Below are 21,220 nucleotides of genomic sequence, written 5' to 3'. Positions count from 1 at the left end.
ACGCCCGTTAGCGCTAAAGGGCAACATCGGTTTCGGCGGCAAAGCGCTTCAACACTTCCCGTATGTTGCTGTCATCGTGTCCCGGCTCCAGTCGCGGCAGCAACCTGGCGGACAGGCGGCCTGCATCAAGGGTCCGAAGCATGGCTTTCACTGGCCCAAGAGACGCGGGCGACATGGAAAGGTCCCTGAAGCCCAGGCCTATCAACGCCATGCCTTCAAGTGGACGGCCAGCGAGCTCTCCGCAAAGGGTCACGGGCACATGAGCCTTATTTGCGGCATCCACGATGGATTTCAAGGCCCGGAGGAAGCCGACACCCAATGTGTCGAACCTGTCGGCAACACGCGTGTTGCCCCGGTCGACGGCGCAGAAGAACTGGAACAGATCGTTGGAACCGACAGACACGAAGTCGACATGGCTCATCAGCTCTTCCAGTTGGAACAGCAGCGAAGGCACTTCCACCATCACGCCCAGACGGATGTTTTCCGGCGTGGCGTGACCGTGGCGACGCAGGTGTTTGACTTCCTTGTCCACCAGCGATTTGGCCTGCAGGAATTCATCGACCACGGCAACCATCGGGAACATCAATTTCAGGTCCCGGCCGGCGGCCGCATGCAGCAAGGCCCGGATCTGGGTTCTGAGCAGGCCCGGCCGATCAAGGCCGAGGCGCAGTGCGCGCCAGCCCATCGCCGGGTTTTCCTCCTGGATCGAGCGCAGGTACGGCAGCACCTTGTCACCACCGATATCGAGCGACCGGAACGTTACCGGCCGGCCCGCAGCCGCATCGAGAACCTGGCTGTACTGGGACTGCTGCTCCCGCATGCGCGGGAAAGAAGACGCCACCATGAACTGCAGTTCGGTGCGGAACAGGCCTACCCCGGCCGCGCCAGCCTCATCCAGGTGCGGCAGATCGACCAGAAGACCCGCATTCATCTGAAGCGAGATGTCGACACCGTCCCGCGTGACGGACGGCTTGTTGCGCAGGCGCCGGTACTGGGCCTGTCGCCGCGCACGGAAGCGGACTTTTTCCGCATAGGCATTTTCCAGATCGGCGGCCGGGCGCAAGTGCACTTCGCCGGTGTCGCCATCCACGATGATCGCGTCGCCGCCATCGGCCAGGCTGACGATATCATCCACGAGTCCGACCGTCGGGATGCCGAGTGCCCTGGCAACGATGGTCACGTGGCTTGTCGGGCCGCCTTCTTCCAGCACAAGGCCGCGAATGCGGTCGCGGCCGTAGTCCAGCAGTTCTGCGGCACCCATGTTGCGGCCAACGACGATCGCATCCTGGGGCAATTCATCCAGGCCCGGGCCGTGTTCGCGGCCCATGAGTTCGCGGATAAGCCTGTGGGCAAGGTCGTCGAGGTCGTGCAGGCGCTCACGCAGATACGGATCGGTCTGGCGCAGCATCCGGGCGCGCGTGTCGCTCTGGACCTTTTCGACGGCAGCCTCGGCGGTCAGGCCGTTGCGGATCGCTTCCTCGATCTTCCGGATCCAGCCGCGGTCGTAAGCGAACATGCGGTAGGCTTCCAGCACCTCGCGGTGCTCGCCGATGGCCGCGATTTCTCCGCTGGCCAGCAGATCGTCGATCGAAAGACGCAGCCGGTTGATGGCAGCTTCCAGACGCCCCTTTTCCCGGTCCGTATCTTCCGCGATCAGGTTCGTGACGACCACACGCGGTTCATGCAGCACTACATGACCGAGGCCGACACCTTCGGCAAGGCCAACACCGTTGGAGGTGATCGGCCGGGAAAGATCCAGACCGGTGGCTTTCTGGGAAATGGCTTCCAGTTCGCCGGCGGCGACCATTTCGGCGATCACCATGGCCGTCGTCTGAAGTGCTTCGACTTCGTCTTCCAGATAGGTCCGGTGAGACTTGTTCTGGACGACAAGAACGCCAAGCGTGCGACCGGCTCGCAGGATCGGCACACCGAGGAAGGAGTTATAGGCCTCTTCACCCGTTTCCGGCAGATAGGCAAAGCCCGGGTGGGCACTGGCGTTGGGCAGGTTCAGCGGCCGGGCTTCGGCCGCGATCAGGCCGACAAGACCCTGGCCGACGCGCAGCGAGGCAATGTGGACCGCTTCGCTCTTCAGACCTTCGGTCGCATAGAGTTCGAGAACACCATCGGCGCGCAGGATATAAACGGAACAGACTTCCGCGACGACGTTCGAGGCGATCAACACCACGATCTTGTCGAGTCGCTCCTGCGCCGTGATCGGCTCCGCCATGACTTCGCGAAGCCGGCGGAGCAGAAGGCGCGGTCCGGCTAGGTTGCTGCGCATAGCGCCCCCGTTGATCCCGCTTCAAACAGGCCCCTTTTCTACAGGGGCCTGCCTCCCGGATGAACTATCCGTCCAACCCGTATAGCGAATGCAGAGTCCGCACCGCAAGTTCTGCATATGCTGAATCAATAAGCACAGAGATCTTGATCTCGGATGTGGTGATGGCTCGGATGTTGATACCCTTGGACGCGAGGCCGCGGAAACACTGGGCCGCGATGCCTGCATGCGAGCGCATGCCGATGCCGATGACGGAGACTTTCACCACGTCACGGGCGCCCTCAAGGTTCTGGAAACCGATGACGCCGCGATTGTCTTCCAGCACCTTGTTGGCGCGTTCGAAGTCGCCTTCGGGAACCGTGAAGGTGATGTCGGTGGTCTTGCCATCCGGCGAGATGTTCTGGACGATCATGTCGACGTTGATGTTGGCATCCGCCAGCGGACCGAACACGGATTCGGCGACACCCGGCTTGTCGGCAACGTCACGAAGTGAGATCTGGGCTTCGTCCTTGGCATAGGCAATGCCGGTGACAACCTGCTGTTCCACGAGTTCATCCTCGTCGCAAATAAGAGTTCCAATCGGAAGGCCGTTCTCGCCGACCTGGGGCGCATCCGGATCGTCAAAGCTGGAGCGCACGAATGTTCTGACGCCATGGACCATGGCCATTTCCACGGAGCGCACCTGGAGCACCTTGGCGCCGAGCGAGGCCATTTCGAGCATTTCCTCGAAAGACACCCGGTCAAGACGCTGCGCCTTGGGCACGATGCGCGGATCGGTGGTGTAGACGCCGTCGACATCGGTATAGATATCACAGCGGTCGGCCTTGATGGCAGCGGCGATGGCAACGGCGCTGGTGTCGGACCCGCCGCGACCCAGGGTCGCGATCCGGTTGTCCGGCGCCACACCCTGGAAGCCCGCGAGCACGGCCACCTGGCCCTGCTCGAGACGCTCGCTCAGGAAGCTGCCCTCGATGTCGCGGATGCGGGCCGCACCGTGGTTCTCGTCGGTCTTGATCGGCACCTGCCAGCCTTGCCACGACCGGGCGTTGACGCCCATGTCCTGCAGCACGATGGCCAGGAGACCGGACGTCACCTGCTCGCCGGAAGCAACCACGGCATCATATTCGCGGGCATCGTGGAGCGGTGATGCCTCACGGCAAAACTCCACCAGCTTGTTGGTCTGTCCGGCCATGGCCGAAACTACCACCGCGACCTGATGGCCGGCGTCCACTTCCCGTTTGACATGGCGGGCGACGTTACGGATGCGATCGAGATCGGCAACCGAAGTCCCGCCAAATTTTAAAACCAGTCGGGCCATACCACTCGTATTCTTTATAGTCGTGTCTGGAAGCGCTGTTGCGCCTCTGGGATCGGCGCACATGCATACAGGCTGCGTTCCTTTGCTGCAACTGGGTGTCTTGACAAATAGTCTCAGACCTTGGAACGACTTCGAACCGTTGAATGACCAGGCGAAGCGCCAAGCCGCTTCACGCTCTTGAAAGGACCGTCCGATGACTGGCAGGGCTCAGGAAACCAGAAGCACGATCGACAGCGAGGAAGTCGCGCGCTTTTCCGCCATGGCAGAAGAGTGGTGGGACCCGACGGGCAAGTTCAAGCCCTTGCACAAGTTCAGCCCGGTGCGGCTGGGTTACATCAAGGAACATGTCTGCCGGCATTTCGGCCGCGACCCGAAGACCACGGACGCGTTCAAGGGGCTGCGCTGCCTCGATATCGGCTGTGGCGGCGGCCTGTTGAGCGAACCGATGGCACGTCTCGGTGCCGATATGGTCGGCGCGGACCCGTCCGAAACCAACATCGAGATCGCCCGCCTTCACATGAAGACCTCCGACCTTGAAATCGACTACAGGGCAGAAACAGCGGAAGCATTGGCAGCGGCGGGGGAGACCTTCGACGTTGTGTTCAACATGGAAGTGGTCGAGCACGTCGCCGACGTACCTCTGTTTCTGGAGGCGACCGCGCAAATGGTCCGTCCGGGTGGGCTGATGTTCGTCGCGACCATCAATCGCACGATGAAAGCCTATGCACTTGCCATCGTCGGCGCCGAATACGTCCTGCGCTGGTTGCCGAAGGGCACACATTCCTACGAAAAGCTGGTCCGCCCTTCCGAGATCGAAGGCCCGCTTCAGACCGCCGGGCTCACCATGATCGACCGTTGCGGCGTCACCTACAATCCGCTGACAGACACCTGGGCCAGATCGCGCGACATGGACGTGAACTACATGCTGCTGGCGGAACGGGCGAAAGACAGCTGATGAGCGATCCGATCCTGTTCGTACCGGGCCTTCTGTGCACCGAAGCGCTCTACGCCCCGCAGATAGTTGCCTTTGCCGACCGACCGATCATGGTGGCAAACCACCGCGAACACGACAGCATCAAGGCGATCGCCGCCAGCATCCTGGAAAAAGCACCGGAGCGGTTTTCCCTTATCGCCCTGTCCATGGGCGGCTATGTCGCCATGGAAATCCTGCGCGAAGCGCCGGAGCGGGTTGGCAAGCTTGCCCTTCTGGACACCAACTCCCGGCCGGATACGCCCGACCAGTCGGAGCGCCGGCAGTTCCTCATCGACCTGACCCGCAAGAAGGGCTTTTCCAAGGTTCCCCACCTCCTTTACCCCGGGTTCGTTCATGAAAAGCGCGAGGAAGACGAAGAGCTGAAGGCAATCGTCGTCGAGATGGCGCAGGAAACCGGGCCCGAGGCCTTTATCCGCCAGCAGACCGCGCTTATCAACCGCATCGATTCCCGCCCCCGTCTCGGCGAAATCGCATGCCCCACGCTTGTGCTGGTCGGTGATGGCGACCGGCTCACACCGGTTGAAATCTCGCAGGAAATCCACGACCACATCCCCCAAAGCGAATTGGCGGTGATCCAAGGCAGCGGCCACCTGTCGCCTCTCGAAGCCCCTGAAAAGGTAACGGCGACACTGCGCGATTTTCTCAATCGCCCTTAAGCCTGCAAATCGGCTGCACAAACCTGCGGCACAAATGCCTTTTACGTAAGAATCGGTATGCGATTTGATCCGTGTCAAAGCTTGGCCTTGATGCAAAGGTACAGTTACGTCACCTTTGGAGCGGGGCCCTGCGCTGGCAATGACAGAATGCGCAGGTCCGGGGACGGCAAGCCGGCGAAGAACGCCATGGCCAGCCGCAGGACGTCACACGAACAACCGGAGGATCTTTCATGCCGACGAAAAGCAATACAGGTGCCTTCGACTTCAGCGCCATGATGGCCGAATGGCCCAAGCTGCCGGAATGGCCGGCACCGACCGAATGGCCAATGCCTGCCTTTTCCAACTGGGCGTTTGCCGAGCGCGAAGACCGCATTGAAGCCAAAGCCATCGCAAGTTTTCAGAAAGTGGGCAAGACCATGTGGTCCCATGCCGAAAAGGCGTTTGATGACCACATGAATTTCGTCAGCCACCGGCTGCACCAGGACATGGAATGCGCCAAGTCCCTCAGCCAGTGCGCCGCGCCGGAAGAAACCATGGCAACCCTGCAGGATTTCTATTCCAGAATGGCGAGCGAGTATCAGGACCATTTCGAGAAGCAGGCCGCCCTCTTCCGCGACAGCTTTTCAGAAAGCGCCGCCGTGGTTGAAGAGCTCAATGAAACGGCGATGGAAAGCGTCAACGAGATGAGCAAGGCTGCAGAAGAAAGCCTGGAAGAAACCAAGGCTGCGCTGAAACCGGCGCAGGCGCGGCGCAAGCCGGCTTCAGCGAAACCCTGACATCCTCGCCAGACCGGCCCTACACCGTTTAACCTGCTTCATCCGCCCGGGCTGAAGCAGGTTTTCGTTTTGGTTGTCACGGAAAATTCCAGTCGACTGGCTTCACCGGCACCCGGTGAAGCCGCGGCGAAACTGCACAATTCGGACGCCAGGAAGACGCCTGCGCCCCAAACAGATCAGCAAAGCGCGTTCTGAAGGGCCCGCTTACGCCCGCTTGAGCAGCGTCCGGGCCGTTTCCACGGCAATCTGCAACCGCTTGGGGTTGGACGGCTTCGGAATGACTTCAGCCCCTCCGTAGCGATTCTTCAGGTCCACCTTGTCCGTATTACCGGTATGAAAGATGATCGGCACTTGCTGAGCATGCAGCGTGTCGGCCAGCGGATAGACAACGCCATCGGCCAGATCGACATCCAGAAGTGCCAACTCTGGCGGCTCGGAAGACACGCAGGAACGTGCCTCGGCAACGGTCGCGAATGGCCCGACAACCTGCAAACCCATGCCAGACAGGATATCTTCCAGCATCCAGGCGATCAGCGGCTCATCTTCCGCCACCATTACACGTATCGTATCGGGCATGTTCATCTCAGTCATCGACATCGGGAACCTCGGCACAGCATCATGATTATAAATGTTTGTTTCAATATTCAACACCGACAACCCGAAAAAGTTCCCAAGTCGATGTAAATTTTAAATATCCAAAATAATTAACAATGATTAACACTACGTAAGAAATTTCCTGGAACAATCCCACTACATAAACGCAATATATCTTCTTTTACGTGATCTTCATCTGAGACTACCGAAAGAGAAACGCCTCTTTCCCGGCAACCTAAACTTCCAGCGAAACGGCTGAGAAATCGCAACAGCAGGGAAATTGCAGAGGCCGGCAACCCGGGCGCGAAGCTCCCGCCCCTTTCCTGGGTACGCTTCGAACTTCACGCTGAAAGCCGCCTGAACTCAGTTCTTGTCGTCAGGCAGTTCAGGAAGTGCGAACACCTGGATGCCCTCGTCAAGCAATGCCTCGACATCCTTGGGCGTTGTCTCGCCATAGATGCTGCGTTCTTCAGCTTCGCCATAGTGGATCTTGCGGGCTTCCGCCGCAAAATTCTGACCGACGTTTTCCGAACTTTCGACGATACGCGCACGCACCAGTCGAAGAGCTTCGAGGATTTCCTTCTGCTGCACATCCTGCGGCAATAGGGCGGACGGCCGCATTTCGGTCGAGGCAGCTGCCGTCGGCGCATCGGCCTTGTTGGCAGCGGCTGCGGCCACCGACTGCATTTCCGCCTGCGCGGCACCGACAAGCGCTTCCCGCTTGCGTGCGGTTGAAACTGCAGGCGCCATCAAACCTTTCTGAACGCTGGTTGCTCCGCAGATCGGGCAGACAACCAGTTTTCGCGCACACTGCGCGTCGAAATCATCGGAATTGCGGAACCAGCCTTCGAAGGAATGTGCACTGTCGCAAACGAGCGTGTATTTGATCACGCCGAAATCTCCTTCAGACCATCCGCGTGACAGCAGACGAAATCCCGCTCGTTGGCGATCGCAGGGATGCGCGCCCGCGCATCGGCAACCTTCTGGGTGTCGATCTCGGCGAGAACGTAGCCGGGATCATCATTGTCTATCTCGGCGATCACGGCACCCCAGGGGTCGATAATCAGGCTGTGACCATAGGTTTCACGCCCGTCTTCATGCGTGCCACCCTGTGCAGCCGAAATCACGTAGGCACCGTTTTCAATGGCGCGGGAGCGCTGCAGTACGTGCCAATGCGCCTGCCCGGTCTGGCGGGTAAAGGCTGCCGGCCCCGTCAGAACCTGCGCACCCTGACGGGCCTGGGTCCGGAAAATTGCCGGAAATCTTATATCGTAACAGACAGCCATACCGACCTTGGCAAAGGGCAGATCCGCGATGACCGTCTGTGTTCCAGGTTCATAGGTTGCGGACTCGCGCCAGCTTTCGCCATTTGGCAGGTCCACGTCGAACATGTGGATCTTGTCGTAGGTCGCAAGGATCTTGCCGTCAGGCCCGATCAGAAAGGCACGGTTGGCGACCTTGCCGTTGCCGGCAAGCACGGCCAGCGACCCCAGATGCAGATAGATGCCCAGCTCGGCTGCAAGCGCACGTGCTCTTTTCAGGAACAAGTCGTCTTCGGCATCGGAAATCCGCTCCAGCAGTTCTTCGCGGCTGCGCACCAGAACATTGGACATTTCAGGCGTTTGAACGAATTGCGCGCCATCCTTTGCCGCTGCCCGGATCAGGTCTTCCGCAGCATCGGCGTTGTCCGAAATCGTCTTGCCGCTGCGCAGCTGAATGCATGCTGCCGTGAATGAGGTCATCCGACCGCTGTCTCCGTCCTGGTAGGTAAGGTTGTTCGTTCAGTAAATCAGGACGCGAGCAGTGCGTCCAGTTTACCTGCACGTTCCAGATCGTGAAGATCGTCGCAGCCGCCCACATGGGTTTTGCCGACGAAGACCTGCGGGAAGGTTGAATGACCATTGGCCTTCTGCACCATTTCCTTGCGCAGGCCTGGATCGAACGTGGCATCGTGTTCCGTGTAGGCAACGCCTTTCTTGTCCAGCAGCCGCTTGGCCGCCGTGCAGAAGCCGCAGAGCTGGCGCGTATAGATCACCACTTCAGCCATCAGGTCTTTTCCTTGCTTTTTGGCAGCTGCACGCTTTTTCCCGCACCGCCGCACACCAAATCCGGGCGTTATATGCGAGCGCGCGGCGAAAACTCAAGAGGAAGACTGTCGCGATCAGGTCGGGTTGCCCGAGCGCAAAGCAGGGTCGACCTGCGCGAATGTGAGCACGTCGACGGAAGCTGCCCCTGAAGAAAGCAGGCATTTACAGCAGGCCGACACCGTTGAACCGGTCGTCAGCACATCATCGATCAACACAACGTGACGCCCCTGAACCAGATCGGCCCGGCCACCATCGACCTTGAAAGCCGAGCGGACATTCTTGTGGCGGTCCTTGGCTGACAGGCCAACTTGCCGGCGTGTACGCTTTTGCCGCCTGAGGACCTGCGGTTCAAACTGGCCACCGCATTCGCGGGCAACTTCCTTCGCCAGATCTGCTGCCTGGTTGAACCGGCGCTGCAGCAGTCGCATCCAGTGCAGCGGCACCGGCACCAGCAGGCTGTCGCTGCTCAGAAGTTCGCTGCCGGAACGCGCCATCCAGCGTGCCATCGGACGGGCAAGTTCCCGCCGCCCGGAAAACTTCAGCGCATGCACCATCTGCCGGGCGGGACCATCATAAAAGGCCACCGCCCGCAACCTGTCGAACACAGGTGGCGAGGCGATCGCCTGCGGACTCCAGGCACCGTCACCGACATCATAGGAGAAAGGAATACCGAGCCGCTGACACCAGGGCCGCTCCAGGAACGGCATCCAGGACCAGCATTCCGCGCACAATCCCGTCTGCTCGGACACCCGCGCATCGCAGCTGAAGCAGCGCTGCGGCAGCACGAAATCGAGCGCAAATCGCGCCGCGACTTCCGGCAGGCCGGCAATGTTCATCGCAAGGCTTCGCAAAACCGCTCCCCAATGGCACCTGACAGGAATAATTCTTCAAACTGAGGAATACCTTGGCACTGAAAACACAAATCTGGCCAGCCCAAACAAGCAGGAACCGGCCTGAACTTTCTGGAAGCCTGCTCCGCAAGCCGCCTGGCGCGACCCTTGCGCCTTTGACCTTGGCGGGCGGATACCATATGTGACCGCGATAAGTTCGATGACAACCGGGATTGCCGTGACCGCACAACCAGATCTCTTCGACCGCTCCTTCTTCCGCACCTGCCGCCTGCGGGCGCTGATGGCTGCAAAACCGGGTGCGGACTTTCTGCTGAAAGCCGTCAGCGAAGATCTGCTGGACCGCCTTCTGCTGGTCAATCGGCGGTTTCCGGTTGCTGTCGATCTCGGTGGGCACTGCGCTCACGTGAGCGAAGCAATCCGGCAGTCCGGCAAGGCTGACCTCGTGTTGCGCGCAGATCTGTTTGCTGCCGACCCGAGCCTTGCTGCACCCGACCTTGTCTTCGATGACGCCCTGATCCCCTTTGGCGACCAGTCGGTGGATCTGATCGTCTCCGCTCTCAACCTCCAATTCGTCAACGACCTGCCGGGAACACTGGTACAGCTCCGCCGTGCCTTGAAACCGGACGGCCTTTTTCTGGCAACCTTGCCCGGAGCCGGCACCTTGAGCGAACTGCGCGACAGCCTCACGCGGGCTGAGCTGGAAGTAAAAGGCGGTGCGGCTGCAAGGGTGTTGCCATTTGCCGACACGCGCGACCTCGGCAGCCTGCTTCAAAGGGCAGGCTTTGCGCTGCCGGTCACGGATCTGGACACTCTGACGGTGCGCTACGATACGATGTTCGCACTGTTGGCGGATCTCAGGGCCATGGGTGCAACATCCGTGTTGAAAGACCGCAGCAGAAAACCGCTGTCTCGACAGGTACTGCTGCGTGCGGCCGAACTTTATGCGCAGAACCACGCCGATGCGGACGGCAGGATCCGGGCGACATTTTCACTGGTAACCCTGTCGGGCTGGGCGCCGCATGAAAGCCAGCAGAAACCATTGCGCCCCGGCTCGGCCAAGACACGGCTCGCAGACGCGCTTGGCGTTCAGGAACGGAAAATAGGCGACTAGAGGTAGCCGACGGCCCGGATCAGCTGGAACCGAGCGCTCCTTGAAGGGCAGTCGTTATCGCACCGAAAATATCGTTGCGCATGGCTGAACCTATTGCAGTCATAGAAACCAGAACGACAACGCCGATCAATCCGACAATCAGACCATATTCGATTACGGTCGCACCACGTTCATCGCGATCAAGTTTTCGGACTATACGAGCAACGGTCGCTATGCGGTTCGCGTCAGATTCAAATCTAAACTGCATGAGGCCCCCGGCGCCAAGAAAGCTGACTTAAACTGCATCCAGGAGATGGGGTATCAGAGGTTCATCAGCGGCAGGCATCGGATAATCCCTCAGCCTGACAGCCCGCACCCATTTCAACGCCTGGCCTTCCTTGCCGAGTGGAGTTCCATTCCACCTGCGGCAAATGAACAATGGCATAAGTAGGTGAAAATCTTCGTAAGAGTGGCTGGCAAAAGTAAGTGGCGCCAGACACGCTTCGTTAACTTCAATGCCGAGCTCTTCCTCCAGCTCGCGTATCAGCGACTCCTCGGGTCGCTCGCCTTGCTCGACCTTGCCGCCGGGGAATTCCCACAGTCCGGCCATGGATTTGCCTTCGGGCCGTTGCGCCAGAAGAATGCGGCCATCCGCATCCACAAGGGCGCAAGCGGCGACGAGCACGATCTTGGTCATTGGCAGATTGTCCAATCCTGAAACGCTGAATTAACGCGCAGTTAAGCACGTTTGCGGGCAGTACCGTCAGAACTGCTAGGGATACTCAGCTCCGGTAGTCGCCATTAATGGCGACATATTCCTTGGTGAGATCACAGGTCCAGACCGCCGCCTGGCCACTGCCAAGACCGAGATCGACCCGGATGACAATGTCTTCCTGCTCCATGACGGCAGAAGCCGCCGCTTCGCTGTAGTCTGGATCGCGCTCACCTTCCACGGCCACCCGCACATCGCCGAACCAGATGGCCAGCTTGTCGCGGTCGGCCGGCTCACCAGCCTTGCCGACGGCCATGACGACGCGGCCCCAGTTGGCGTCTTCGCCGGCGATTGCCGTCTTGACCAGCGGCGAATTGGCAATCGACAGCGCGATCCGCTTTGCGGACCCATCGCTTTCGGCACCTTCAACCCGCACTTCCACGAATTTGCGTGCGCCTTCACCATCGCGGACGATCTGATGGGAAAGGTCCAGCATGACGTCGCCAAGAGCGGCCCTCAGCACATCTACGCGCGGATCATCGAGCGAGGCAACGCTCTCCACGCCCTTTTTGCCGGCTGCACCGGTCGCGAACAGAAGAACCGTATCGGAGGTGGACGTATCGCTGTCGACGGTCACCGCGTTAAAGCTGCCGTCGACTTCCCCGCTGAGCAGAGCCTGGAGAACTGACGGCGCGATCGGAGCGTCGGTATAGATGAACGACAGCATGGTGGCCATGTCCGGCGCAATCATCCCTGCGCCCTTGGCAATGCCGTTGATCGTCACGGTAACACCATCCAGTTCAACGCTTGCAGTGGAGACCTTCGGATAGGTGTCAGTGGTCATGATCGCCTTGGCGGCATCCAGCCAGCTCGCGCTGCCCTGGTTGGCCTTCAATTCTCCGATGACACCGGAAAACTTGTCCGCCGGAAGCGGTTCGCCGATCACGCCGGTTGATGCAAGGAAGATTTCACCTTCGCTGCAGCCAAGCTCCCTGGAGACGATTTCGGCAGACAGTTCAACAGCTGCCTTGCCCTTCTTGCCGGTAAAGGCATTGGCATTGCCGGAATTGACCAGGAGCGCGCGGGCCTTGCCGCCACCGACCCGAGCCTTACACCAGTCAACCGGCGCGGAAGAACACTTGGAACGGGTGAAGACCCCTGCGACGGCCGTTCCCTCGGCAACCGTTGCCAGCAGGACGTCGGTCCGGCCCTTGTACTTGATCCCGGCAGAGGCGGTCGCGAACTGAACACCCTCGATCTCCGGCATCTCGGGATAGGACTTGGGTGCAAGGGGAGATACGGTGGTCGACATCAAGGCGGTCCCGGTCAGATGATACAAAGTTCCGGATCAACGGGCGCTCAATCGAGATCGTTTGACCGTCCGGACATTGATCCATTCAAATGCGTGTGAGCACCTTGTCAGCGCTCGCCTGAACACTGGATGCTCTTGCCGTAAGCATGGGACAAAGGCAAGCCTTTTCAAGCCTTTTCGGGCGTGGTGCACAAGGGCAGCAAAAAAGCCCGGCAGTCTGACTGCCGGGCTTTCTGGTTTCAGGCAGCGTTTGCCTTATTCGGTCTTGGCCGCACCGTCTTCGGCAGCAGCACCTTCTTCTTCGGACTTGGCCAGGGCTTCATCGAGGATTTCGACTGCAACCTGATCCTTCAGCTCGGCCATGCGGGCGTCATAGCGCTCGCGCATCAGCTGCTGGCGCAGACCGTTTGCGACTTCCTCGAACGCCGGCTTTTCCTGACGACGCTTGTCTTCAAGCTTGATCACGTGCCAGCCGAACTGGGTTTCGACAGGCTCCTTGGTGTAGGTGCCCGGCTCCAGCGCAAAAGCCGCAGCCTCGAACGGCGGAACCATCTGACCCTTGACGAAGTAGCCCAGGCTGCCGCCATTGGGACCGGACGGACCAGTAGATTTTTCGCGAGCCAGTTCAGCGAAGTCCGCGCCACCGTCCAGTTCGGCAATAAGGGCTTCAGCTTCAGCCTTTTCCTTCACCAGGATGTGACGGGCGTTGATTTCTTCCGGACCTTCGAAGTCGGCGAATTCCTTGTCGTATGCCGCCTGCACCTCTTCGTCGGTTACGGCACCGTCGATTTTCTGGGCAAGGTAAGCATTCCGCAAGGCGCGCAGTTTCAGGAAGTCGAGCTGGCGCTCGAAGTCCGGATCCTTGTCCAGGCCATCTTCACGAGCAGCATGCGCCATCAGTTCCATGTCGACCATGACGTCCAGAAGAAGCTTGCGCCACTGTGCCGGCGGGAACCGCTGCAATTCCTTGCCCAGGTCCTGCGCAGCAAAGGCGAGATCGGCTTCGGTGATTTCCGTGTCGCCAACTTTCGCGACCACATCGTCCGGTTCTGCAGCGGACAGAACGGTGGATCCGAGCGACAGCGCCAGGAGAGAAACGGCAAGCGCCTGAGCCGGCCTGCGCATCGAAATTCGGAACATGAGTAGTCCTTTACGTATCGGAACAGTAATCTTTCTTTCCCCTGTCTTGCAGGGGCGTGGCTACATTGCGCATTCCTGCGGCGTTGACAAGCATTCAGCCCCCTCTTATCTGTCGGGCGTCCTGGCCGTAGCGCCGGGAAGGCATCTTTTCGGCCGCGAATGCCGGCCAGCGCTCTGCGCCAGGCGGCAACGTGGACAGCAATTGAGACGATTTCATGGGCAGGCGCCTCTTTGCCAGTTGGCGCCGCCCGGTAGGGAAGGACCGCCACATGGCTGGCCTTGGCGCTTTAGCACGTAAGATTTTCGGTTCGGCGAACGACCGGAAGGTGAAGACATTTCGGGCAAAGGTCGAACAGATCAACGCCCTGGAGTCTGAGATCCAGGCTCTTTCGGACGACGCTCTCAGAGCCAAGACCGACGAGTTCCGAAACCAGCTGAAAAACGGCGCAAGCGTCGATGATCTCTTGGTTCCCGCGTTCGCCACCGTCCGCGAAGCGGCCCGCAGAGCACTCGGTCAGCGACACTACGACGTGCAGCTCATCGGCGGCATGGTCCTCAATTCCGGACAGATTGCAGAAATGCGCACCGGTGAGGGCAAGACACTTGTGGCAACCGCCCCGGTCTATCTCAACGCCCTGACCGGAAACGGCGTTCACGTCGTTACCGTCAACGACTACCTGGCACAGCGCGACAGCGACTGGATGGGTCAGGTCTACAAATTCCTCGGCCTCAGCGTCGGCTGTATCACCCACGGCCTGAGCGACGAAGAACGCCGGGCAGCCTACGCCGCTGACGTCACCTACGGTACGAACAACGAATTCGGCTTCGATTATCTCCGCGACAACATGAAGCATGACCGTCAGTCCATGGTTCAGCGCGGACATGCCTATGCCATCGTCGATGAAGTGGATTCGATCCTGATCGACGAAGCCCGTACGCCTCTGATCATTTCCGGTCCGCTTGAAGACCGTTCCGAATTCTACAATTCGGTCGACGCCTTCATTCCGCACCTGACTGAAGAAGATTACGAGCTCGACGAAAAACAGCGTTCGACCACCTTCACCGAAGCCGGTAACGAGAAGCTGGAAAAGCTGCTCGGCGAAGCCGGCCTGCTGAAAGGCGATTCGCTCTATGACGTCGAGAACGTCGCCATCGTGCACCATCTGCAGCAGGCGCTGAAGGCGCACAAGCTGTTCCAGCGCGACAAGGATTACATCGTCCGCAACGACGAAGTGGTCATCATCGACGAGTTCACCGGCCGCATGATGCCGGGCCGCCGTTTCTCCGAAGGCCTGCATCAGGCGCTGGAAGCCCGCGAGAAAGTGCGCATCCAGCCGGAAAACCAGACGCTGGCCTCCATCACGTTCCAGAACTACTTCCGCATGTATGGCAAGCTGGCCGGCATGACCGGTACCGCGTCCACCGAAGCCGACGAATTCGCCGACATCTACAAGCTGGAAGTGGTCGAGATTCCGACCAACGTTTCCGTCAAGCGTATCGATGATGACGACGAGGTCTACCGGACCGTTCAGGAAAAATTCCAGGCCATCGTCAAGCTGATCGACGACTGCAAGCAGCGCGCCCAGCCGATCCTGGTCGGCACCACGTCGATCGAGAAGTCCGAATATCTTGCCGAGATGCTCAAGAAGCATGGCTACAAGCAGATCGATCTCAGCGATCCGGCTGCTTTTGCCGCCGCGCAGAAGAACGAAGGCGGCAAGACCAAGGTCTTCGCGGTTCTCAACGCGCGCTACCACGAGCAGGAAGCTTTCATCGTTGCCCAGGCTGGTCTGCCGGGCGCCGTGACCATTGCCACAAACATGGCCGGCCGCGGTACGGACATTCAGCTCGGCGGCAACGCCGACATGCAGATCGCCATGGAACTGGGCGATATGCCGGAAGGTGAAGAGCGCAGCGCCAGGGAAGCGCAGATCCGCGCCGAAGTCGAGGACATGAAGCAGAAGGCGCTTGCGGCCGGCGGTCTTTATGTCATCGGCACCGAGCGTCACGAGAGCCGCCGCATCGACAACCAGCTGCGTGGCCGTTCCGGCCGCCAGGGCGACCCGGGCCATTCCAAGTTTTTCCTGTCCCTGCAGGATGACCTGATGCGCATCTTCGGGTCCGAGCGCATGGATTCCATGCTGCAGAAACTCGGACTGGAAGAAGGCGAAGCCATCATCCACCCATGGATCAACAAGGCGCTTGAAAAAGCTCAGCAGAAGGTCGAGGCACGCAACTTCGACATCCGTAAGAACCTGCTGAAATTCGATGACGTGATGAACGACCAGCGCAAGGTGGTCTTCGATCAGCGTATCGAGCTGATGGACAGCGAAGCGATCCAGGACGCGGTTTCCGACATGCGTCACGACGTGATCGACGATCTTGTATCCGCGCACATTCCCGAGCGCGCCTACCCGGAGCAGTGGGATACCGAGGGCCTTCAGGAAGAAGTCCGCAAGTATCTGAACCTGGATCTGCCGATCAAGGATTGGGCGGCCGAGGAAGGTATTGCCGACGAAGAGGTCAAGGACCGCCTGCGCAAGGCGGCCGACGCCGGCATGGCGCAAAAGGTTGCCAAATACAGCCCGGACATCATGCGTCAGGTCGAAAAGGCCGTGCTGCTGCAGACGCTCGACAACCTGTGGCGCGAGCACCTGGCCAATCTCGATCACCTGCGGTCTGTCGTCGGCTTCCGTGGTTACGCCCAGCGCGACCCGCTGCAGGAATACAAGACCGAAGCGTTCACGCTGTTTGAATCCATGCTGACCCAGCTGCGCCAGATGACGACCGCGCAGTTGATGCGGGTCGAACTGGTAACGGAACAGGCACCGCAGATGCCGGCCGAGCCGGAAATGCATGCTCATCACATCAATCCCTTGACCGGGGAAGACGAGATGGCCATGGCGGACGCCCAGCTCCCAGTACCTCCGGCGCAGCGTGATCCGGAAGACCCTGCGACCTGGGGCAAGGTCGGCCGCAACGAGGCCTGCCCTTGCGGCTCCGGCAAGAAGTTCAAGCACTGCCACGGCGTGCTCGTCTGACGGCAGTCGGAACAATTGACCATCGCGAAGGCCAGCCTCGTCAAAGGGCTGGCCTTTTTCGTGAAATTCCGGCAGGTTGCCGCCGACTTCAACCGGCTAACGAATGTTCATGCACACCAAAGCGGCTAACACTGTCTATGTCACCCGGCGGGAAAACGCCCGCCCGCAGGCACCGCTGCTCAGCGTCATCGTACCGGTCTTTAACGAAGAGGAAGTCATCCTCCACTTCCTGCGGGCAACCCGGCCGGTGCTCGAGCGAAGCGGCCTTCGTTACGAATATGTTTTCATTGATGACGGCAGCCGGGACCGGACCGCGGACATGCTGTCGGAGGAGCTTGCAAACGGCCTGCCGGGACGGCTTCTGGGCCTTTCCCGCAATTTCGGCAAGGAAGCTGCTCTTTCCGCAGGGCTCGAGGCGGCGAAAGGAGACATCGGTGTCATCATCGATGCTGACCTGCAGGACCCGCCGGAGCTCATTCTGCAGATGCTGGACGGATGGCGCGCGGGCTATGATGTCGTCTACGGCCTCAGGGTCGACCGGTCTTCCGACACGCTCATGAAGCGGTCCACGGCGGGCATGTTCTACAGCCTGTTCAACCGCCTGGCCAATATCGACATGCCCGCGAACGCCGGTGACTTCCGTCTGATCGACCGCTGCGTTATCGATGCATTGCTGCGCCTGCCGGAACGCAATCGCTTCATGAAGGGGTTGTTTGCCTGGGTCGGGTTTCCGGCCATGGCACTGCCCTATGAGCGCCCTCCTCGCCTGGCGGGGGCTGGCAAGTTCAATTACTGGAAGCTCTGGAACTTTGCGCTGGACGGCCTCACGGGCTTCACAACGCTCCCGCTACGGGTCTGGTTCTATGGCGGCGCTCTGATCTCTGTCGGCGCCTTCACCTATGCGCTTTATCTGACGTTACGCGTCCTCATCGAAGGCATCGATCTCCCGGGCTACGCATCGCTGATGGTCGCGCTTCTGTTCTTCTCGGGTGTGCAACTGCTGTCGATCGGCATGATCGGCGAATATGTGGCGCGGCTTTTCAACGAAGCGAAACAGCGGCCGGTCTTCATCGTTCAGGATGTCATCGAAGGCGGCAACACACCTCCATCCGCAAAGCAAACGGACGACGCCGCCAATGGCGCCTGAAATTCGCCATGGCAAGCTGAAGACGGAAACCGCTGCCGCCGGAAAATTCGCCGTGATCGGCGTGCTGGCGACGCTGACCCATGCCATTGTGGCGGGCAGCCTGCTGCAATCTGGAATGCTTCCGGCCTATCCGGCCAATATCTGCGGCTTCCTGGTCGCCTTCTGTGTCTCTTTCACCGGTCACTATTTCTGGAGCTTCTCGCACCTGCGCCGGAAGGGCACCGCAATCAGAAGCATGGTGCGGTTCCTGGTGATTGCCGTCTCCGGCTTCCTGCTGAACTCCACCGTTCTGGCCCTGTGGCTGACGCTGACCCCCTGGCCTGATCTCATCGGCCTCCTGTTTTCCATCGCGATCGTGCCAGCCCTTTCCTTTGCCGGAGCCCGGCTCTGGGCTTTCTCGCACCATCCAGCCGAGACCTGACCCTTGATACGTCTGATCGAAAACGCTCCTTCAAGGGCGGCCCTTTATTACGCTGGCGGCCTCTGCCTGCTTTATGCCCTGATACCGGCCCTGACCTTTCCCAACCCGCCACTTGACGTGGTTGAAGGCTTTGCCTGGGGCCGGGAACTTCAGCTCGGCTATACCAAACATCCGCCGATGCAGGCCTGGCTTCTGGAGCTCACCTATCGTCTCACGGGGGGCGTCAGTGGCGGGTACTGGCTGAGCGCGCTTTCGGTTGCCCTTGGCTATCTGTTCATCTGGCGGCTCGCTCGCCGTCTCGGTCTTTCCGGCCAGCAGGCCTTCTGGTCTCTCGTGCTGACCAGCGTCACCTTCTACTTCACGATGCCCCTGCCGGAATTCAACCCGAACATACTGCAGATCCCCATCTGGGCAGGCATGATGCTGCTGTTTCACCGGGCAGTGGACAAAGGCCGCCTGCTCGACTGGGTCCTGCTTGGCACCCTCGCCGCCTTCGGCCTTTACACGAAATATTTCGTGCTGCTCCTGATCGGTGCAATCGGACTTTACGCGCTGGTCTTCGCCGATGCCCGGCGGCATATCCTGCGCCCGGGGCCCTGGGTGACGATAGCCGTCTGCCTTGCCCTGCTGGTGCCACACGCGGCATGGCTTCGGGAAACGGACTTCCTGACGTTGCGCTACGCCGCCAGCCGCAGCAATCCGGCTGACGGTTTTGTCGACCATCTGTTCAATCCGCTGAACTTCCTGGCAGCTCAGATCGGCAATCACGCCGGCCTGTTCCTTGTGCTTCTGGCCGGTCTTGGCTGGCACGGCCTGAAACAGGTTCGACTGCGCAGGCGCGAAGCGGTCACACCCCTGGCCACACCTTCCGACCGCTTTCTGCTCTGGTTTGCCGTTCTGCCGCTTGCAGTTGTTCTGATTGCATCAGCCGTTACCGGCAACGAGTTCGAACACATGTGGGGCACGCCCATGTTCGTGCTGTCCGGCATCCTGGCGGTGCGGTTTCTGGCACTGCCGCAACTCTGGCCCTTTCCCGCCCGCGCCCTCGTTGCCACCGTTGCCATCCAGGCGATTTTCCTGGGCATCCTGTTCGGGCAGGCGGTTCTGGAGCCGCACTGGAAACATAAGCAGACCCGGCTCCACTATCCCGGCAAGGCGATCGCCGAAGACATGGCACGCGTCTGGAAGGAGCACATGGGCACCGATCTTGCCTATGTGGCTGGCGATATGTGGTCGGCAGCCAACGTCACCACACAGGCCGCCAGCCGCCCGTCGATGTTCTATCTGCATGACCGGACCCTCAGCCCCTGGATCGACCCGAAGGATGTCCAGGAGAAGGGTCTGATGATCGTCTGGCGAGGCGACCGGGAAACACCGATTGAGGAAATCCGCCGCTATTATCCGGATGCTGTCCGCGAAGGGTCACGAACGTTCGCCTACCTGACCTCCGGCAGCATTCCCGACGTCACGGTCAACTGGGTCATCGTCCCGCCTGGCAAGGTGGTTTTCGAACCAGCGAATTAATCGCAAACGCTGGCACAAGCCGTCTGGAAACCGGACGAAAACAACACTAACTTGGCGCCATGATCAGTATGGCGGAAATCGACGGCGTGGAAGACTGGTTGATCGACCAGTCTCTTGGCTCACCCGATCTGGGGTCGATGTTCGGAGAGATGTGCGAGCGCCTGCGCGCATGCGAGGTTCCTGTGGACCGCGCCATGATCGGCTGGTCGACCCTTCATCCCCTGATCGAGGCGGAAGCCGCCATCTGGGAAAACGGCACCGAAATCCAGCGCGAGCAGATTGCCCACAATGCCGAAGAAACAGACGAGTGGCTGCAAAGTCCCGTCCGTGCCGTGCTGGTCAACCAGGAATCCGTCCTGCGACGGCGCCTCACGAACGCCAATGCCCCGCTCGAGTTTCCCTTGCTCGTTCGGCTGAAGGATAGCGGGTACTCCGATTACATCGTCATCGCGACCGAATTCGACCTGCCGACCATCAAGGACCAGATTGCTACCTCCGGCATCGTGATCAGCTGGGCAACGCGGGAAAGCGACGGATTTTCCGACGATGCCCTAACCGCAATCCGCTACATTCAAAAACGCTTTGCCCTGGCCGCGCGCGCCACCATTCAGGGGCAGATCAACCAGACGATCGCAGAGACGTATCTCGGCAAGATCGCCGGCAACAAGGTGCTCAGCGGCCAGATCCGCCATGGCGACGGCCAGACCGTCGATGCGGTGATCTATTTCAGCGACATGCGCAATTCGACCGCGATTGCGGAACTGCTTGGTCCCGATGCCTACCTGTCGTTTCTGAACACCTATTTCGACGCGACAGCCGGTGCGATTCTGGCAAAAGGCGGCGAAGTGCTCGATTTTATCGGCGATGCCGTTCTGGGCGTCTTTCCCATAGGCGCGCAAAGCCTGGACAAGGCGGTCGCACAGGCACTGTCGGCCGCGGATGAAAGCCGGAAGCGTCTGAAAGCGATCAACGCCGACCCGGCGCTGCCACACGTTCTCAAGGCGGGCATCGCCCTGTCCGTCGGCTCCGTAATGTTCGGCAATATTGGCGTCCCGCACCGGCTCACCTTTTCGGTGATCGGCCAGACGGTCCATGCGGCTGCACGGATCGAAAGCCTCACCAAGACCGTCGGCGCCGACGTTCTGATGACCGAAGACGTCGCCCGCTTCGCCAGCGAACGATCAAAACCGGCCGGGTCGTTCGAACTGAACGGCTTCACCGACCCCCAGCCCCTGTTTACCCTGGACCGGCTTTTCTGAAAGCCGCCCGTCCGGCAGGT

General features: G+C 60.2%; 20 protein-coding genes. 9 read left to right on the top strand and 11 right to left on the bottom strand.

All coding sequences use genetic code 11. The features are described 5' to 3' along the window. Positions 1 to 13: 13 nt before the first annotated feature. Entirely contained in the window at positions 14 to 2,281 is a 2,268-nt protein-coding gene (ptsP, locus tag FIU93_RS08980; protein WP_152505402.1) for a phosphoenolpyruvate--protein phosphotransferase, read from the bottom strand. A gap of 64 nt (positions 2,282 to 2,345) precedes the next feature. Continuing rightward, complete coding sequence (locus tag FIU93_RS08975; protein ID WP_055659596.1) at positions 2,346 to 3,596, bottom strand: aspartate kinase; 1,251 nt, start codon at positions 3,594 to 3,596, stop codon at positions 2,346 to 2,348. Positions 3,597 to 3,789: 193 nt separating this feature from the next. Between FIU93_RS08975 and ubiG the strand changes: the two genes are divergently transcribed. The 3 genes from ubiG to FIU93_RS08960 all read left to right on the top strand — a co-directional run bounded on the left by ubiG (position 3,790) and on the right by FIU93_RS08960 (position 6,022). Then, positions 3,790 to 4,551: a bifunctional 2-polyprenyl-6-hydroxyphenol methylase/3-demethylubiquinol 3-O-methyltransferase UbiG gene (ubiG, locus tag FIU93_RS08970; protein WP_152505401.1), complete on the top strand. Its 762-nt coding sequence runs from the start codon at positions 3,790 to 3,792 to the stop codon at positions 4,549 to 4,551. Further along, entirely contained in the window at positions 4,551 to 5,246 is a 696-nt protein-coding gene (locus tag FIU93_RS08965; RefSeq protein WP_062486793.1) for an alpha/beta hydrolase, read from the top strand. The genes ubiG and FIU93_RS08965 overlap by 1 nt, the downstream gene beginning before the upstream one ends. A 230-nt stretch (positions 5,247 to 5,476) precedes the next feature. Beyond that, positions 5,477 to 6,022: a hypothetical protein gene (locus FIU93_RS08960; RefSeq protein ID WP_023002985.1), complete on the top strand. Its 546-nt coding sequence runs from the start codon at positions 5,477 to 5,479 to the stop codon at positions 6,020 to 6,022. Between the two features lie 204 nt (positions 6,023 to 6,226). On the opposite strand, the gene FIU93_RS08955 is transcribed toward FIU93_RS08960, so the two are convergent. From FIU93_RS08955 to FIU93_RS08935, 5 genes are all read right to left on the bottom strand, one after another. After that, the gene (locus tag FIU93_RS08955) at positions 6,227 to 6,598 is read right to left on the bottom strand and encodes a response regulator (protein WP_075284198.1); all 372 of its coding nucleotides are present in this window, start codon (positions 6,596 to 6,598) and stop codon (positions 6,227 to 6,229) included. A 381-nt stretch (positions 6,599 to 6,979) separates the two neighbouring features. Continuing rightward, on the bottom strand, positions 6,980 to 7,507 hold the full coding sequence (locus tag FIU93_RS08950) for a DUF1178 family protein (protein ID WP_023002983.1): 528 nt from the start codon (positions 7,505 to 7,507) through the stop codon (positions 6,980 to 6,982). Further along, complete coding sequence (locus FIU93_RS08945) at positions 7,504 to 8,358, bottom strand: carbon-nitrogen hydrolase family protein (RefSeq protein ID WP_077291620.1); 855 nt, start codon at positions 8,356 to 8,358, stop codon at positions 7,504 to 7,506. The genes FIU93_RS08950 and FIU93_RS08945 overlap by 4 nt, the downstream gene beginning before the upstream one ends. A gap of 47 nt (positions 8,359 to 8,405) precedes the next feature. Next, a complete protein-coding gene (gene grxC / locus FIU93_RS08940) occupies positions 8,406 to 8,663 on the bottom strand; it encodes a glutaredoxin 3 (protein WP_006932400.1) in 258 nt (85 codons plus the stop codon). A 114-nt stretch (positions 8,664 to 8,777) separates the two neighbouring features. Continuing rightward, on the bottom strand, positions 8,778 to 9,539 hold the full coding sequence (locus FIU93_RS08935) for a ComF family protein (RefSeq protein ID WP_055659609.1): 762 nt from the start codon (positions 9,537 to 9,539) through the stop codon (positions 8,778 to 8,780). A gap of 295 nt (positions 9,540 to 9,834) precedes the next feature. Between FIU93_RS08935 and FIU93_RS08930 the strand changes: the two genes are divergently transcribed. Further along, entirely contained in the window at positions 9,835 to 10,665 is an 831-nt protein-coding gene (locus FIU93_RS08930; RefSeq protein WP_209010397.1) for a methyltransferase domain-containing protein, read from the top strand. Between the two features lie 19 nt (positions 10,666 to 10,684). On the opposite strand, the gene FIU93_RS08925 is transcribed toward FIU93_RS08930, so the two are convergent. From FIU93_RS08925 to FIU93_RS08910, 4 genes are all read right to left on the bottom strand, one after another. Further along, positions 10,685 to 10,912 (bottom strand): Flp family type IVb pilin, encoded by a 228-nt coding sequence (locus tag FIU93_RS08925; RefSeq protein WP_152505400.1) that lies wholly within the window; start codon positions 10,910 to 10,912, stop codon positions 10,685 to 10,687. A 27-nt stretch (positions 10,913 to 10,939) separates the two neighbouring features. Further along, positions 10,940 to 11,341, bottom strand: coding sequence for an 8-oxo-dGTP diphosphatase MutT (gene mutT / locus FIU93_RS08920; RefSeq protein ID WP_152505399.1), 402 nt, complete (start codon positions 11,339 to 11,341; stop codon positions 10,940 to 10,942). 85 nt (positions 11,342 to 11,426) lie between these two features. Continuing rightward, a complete protein-coding gene (argJ, locus tag FIU93_RS08915) occupies positions 11,427 to 12,668 on the bottom strand; it encodes a bifunctional glutamate N-acetyltransferase/amino-acid acetyltransferase ArgJ (protein ID WP_075284199.1) in 1,242 nt (413 codons plus the stop codon). Positions 12,669 to 12,923: 255 nt separating this feature from the next. Then, positions 12,924 to 13,808, bottom strand: coding sequence for a peptidylprolyl isomerase (locus FIU93_RS08910; protein ID WP_051990069.1), 885 nt, complete (start codon positions 13,806 to 13,808; stop codon positions 12,924 to 12,926). Positions 13,809 to 14,077: 269 nt separating this feature from the next. Between FIU93_RS08910 and secA the strand changes: the two genes are divergently transcribed. From secA to FIU93_RS08885, 5 genes are all read left to right on the top strand, one after another. After that, positions 14,078 to 16,849 carry a preprotein translocase subunit SecA gene (secA, locus tag FIU93_RS08905; protein ID WP_062491312.1) on the top strand — a complete coding sequence of 924 codons (2,772 nt, stop codon included), beginning with the start codon at positions 14,078 to 14,080 and terminating at the stop codon, positions 16,847 to 16,849. 109 nt (positions 16,850 to 16,958) lie between these two features. Next, positions 16,959 to 17,996 (top strand): glycosyltransferase family 2 protein, encoded by a 1,038-nt coding sequence (locus tag FIU93_RS08900; protein ID WP_209010323.1) that lies wholly within the window; start codon positions 16,959 to 16,961, stop codon positions 17,994 to 17,996. Next, positions 17,986 to 18,417 carry a GtrA family protein gene (locus FIU93_RS08895; protein ID WP_152505397.1) on the top strand — a complete coding sequence of 144 codons (432 nt, stop codon included), beginning with the start codon at positions 17,986 to 17,988 and terminating at the stop codon, positions 18,415 to 18,417. Before FIU93_RS08900 ends, FIU93_RS08895 begins: the two co-directional genes overlap by 11 nt. Positions 18,418 to 18,420: 3 nt before the next feature. Beyond that, a complete protein-coding gene (locus tag FIU93_RS08890) occupies positions 18,421 to 19,941 on the top strand; it encodes a glycosyltransferase family 39 protein (RefSeq protein ID WP_209010322.1) in 1,521 nt (506 codons plus the stop codon). Between the two features lie 68 nt (positions 19,942 to 20,009). Continuing rightward, complete coding sequence (locus tag FIU93_RS08885) at positions 20,010 to 21,200, top strand: adenylate/guanylate cyclase domain-containing protein (protein WP_209010321.1); 1,191 nt, start codon at positions 20,010 to 20,012, stop codon at positions 21,198 to 21,200. Positions 21,201 to 21,220: the final 20 nt, after the last annotated feature.

The organism is Labrenzia sp. THAF35 (assembly GCF_009363595.1).
GTDB classification, from domain to species: Bacteria; Pseudomonadota; Alphaproteobacteria; order Rhizobiales; family Stappiaceae; genus Roseibium; species Roseibium algicola.
Note: the sequence above shows the minus strand (reverse complement) of the source record. Positions and strands in the feature narration are given on the sequence as shown.

What these genes read in the sequence shown, in the direction of transcription:
- ptsP (WP_152505402.1), bottom strand. Translation starts at nt 2,281, where the DNA reads ATGCGCAGCAACCTAGCCGGACCGCGCCTTCTGCTCCGCCGGCTTCGC.
- FIU93_RS08975 (WP_055659596.1), bottom strand. Translation starts at nt 3,596, where the DNA reads ATGGCCCGACTGGTTTTAAAATTTGGCGGGACTTCGGTTGCCGATCTC.
- ubiG (WP_152505401.1), top strand. Translation starts at nt 3,790, where the DNA reads ATGACTGGCAGGGCTCAGGAAACCAGAAGCACGATCGACAGCGAGGAA.
- FIU93_RS08965 (WP_062486793.1), top strand. Translation starts at nt 4,551, where the DNA reads ATGAGCGATCCGATCCTGTTCGTACCGGGCCTTCTGTGCACCGAAGCG.
- FIU93_RS08960 (WP_023002985.1), top strand. Translation starts at nt 5,477, where the DNA reads ATGCCGACGAAAAGCAATACAGGTGCCTTCGACTTCAGCGCCATGATG.
- FIU93_RS08955 (WP_075284198.1), bottom strand. Translation starts at nt 6,598, where the DNA reads ATGCCCGATACGATACGTGTAATGGTGGCGGAAGATGAGCCGCTGATC.
- FIU93_RS08945 (WP_077291620.1), bottom strand. Translation starts at nt 8,358, where the DNA reads ATGACCTCATTCACGGCAGCATGCATTCAGCTGCGCAGCGGCAAGACG.
- grxC (WP_006932400.1), bottom strand. Translation starts at nt 8,663, where the DNA reads ATGGCTGAAGTGGTGATCTATACGCGCCAGCTCTGCGGCTTCTGCACG.
- FIU93_RS08935 (WP_055659609.1), bottom strand. Translation starts at nt 9,539, where the DNA reads ATGAACATTGCCGGCCTGCCGGAAGTCGCGGCGCGATTTGCGCTCGAT.
- FIU93_RS08930 (WP_209010397.1), top strand. Translation starts at nt 9,835, where the DNA reads ATGGCTGCAAAACCGGGTGCGGACTTTCTGCTGAAAGCCGTCAGCGAA.
- FIU93_RS08925 (WP_152505400.1), bottom strand. Translation starts at nt 10,912, where the DNA reads ATGCAGTTTAGATTTGAATCTGACGCGAACCGCATAGCGACCGTTGCT.
- mutT (WP_152505399.1), bottom strand. Translation starts at nt 11,341, where the DNA reads ATGACCAAGATCGTGCTCGTCGCCGCTTGCGCCCTTGTGGATGCGGAT.
- argJ (WP_075284199.1), bottom strand. Translation starts at nt 12,668, where the DNA reads ATGTCGACCACCGTATCTCCCCTTGCACCCAAGTCCTATCCCGAGATG.
- FIU93_RS08910 (WP_051990069.1), bottom strand. Translation starts at nt 13,808, where the DNA reads ATGTTCCGAATTTCGATGCGCAGGCCGGCTCAGGCGCTTGCCGTTTCT.
- secA (WP_062491312.1), top strand. Translation starts at nt 14,078, where the DNA reads ATGGCTGGCCTTGGCGCTTTAGCACGTAAGATTTTCGGTTCGGCGAAC.
- FIU93_RS08900 (WP_209010323.1), top strand. Translation starts at nt 16,959, where the DNA reads ATGCACACCAAAGCGGCTAACACTGTCTATGTCACCCGGCGGGAAAAC.
- FIU93_RS08895 (WP_152505397.1), top strand. Translation starts at nt 17,986, where the DNA reads ATGGCGCCTGAAATTCGCCATGGCAAGCTGAAGACGGAAACCGCTGCC.
- FIU93_RS08885 (WP_209010321.1), top strand. Translation starts at nt 20,010, where the DNA reads ATGGCGGAAATCGACGGCGTGGAAGACTGGTTGATCGACCAGTCTCTT.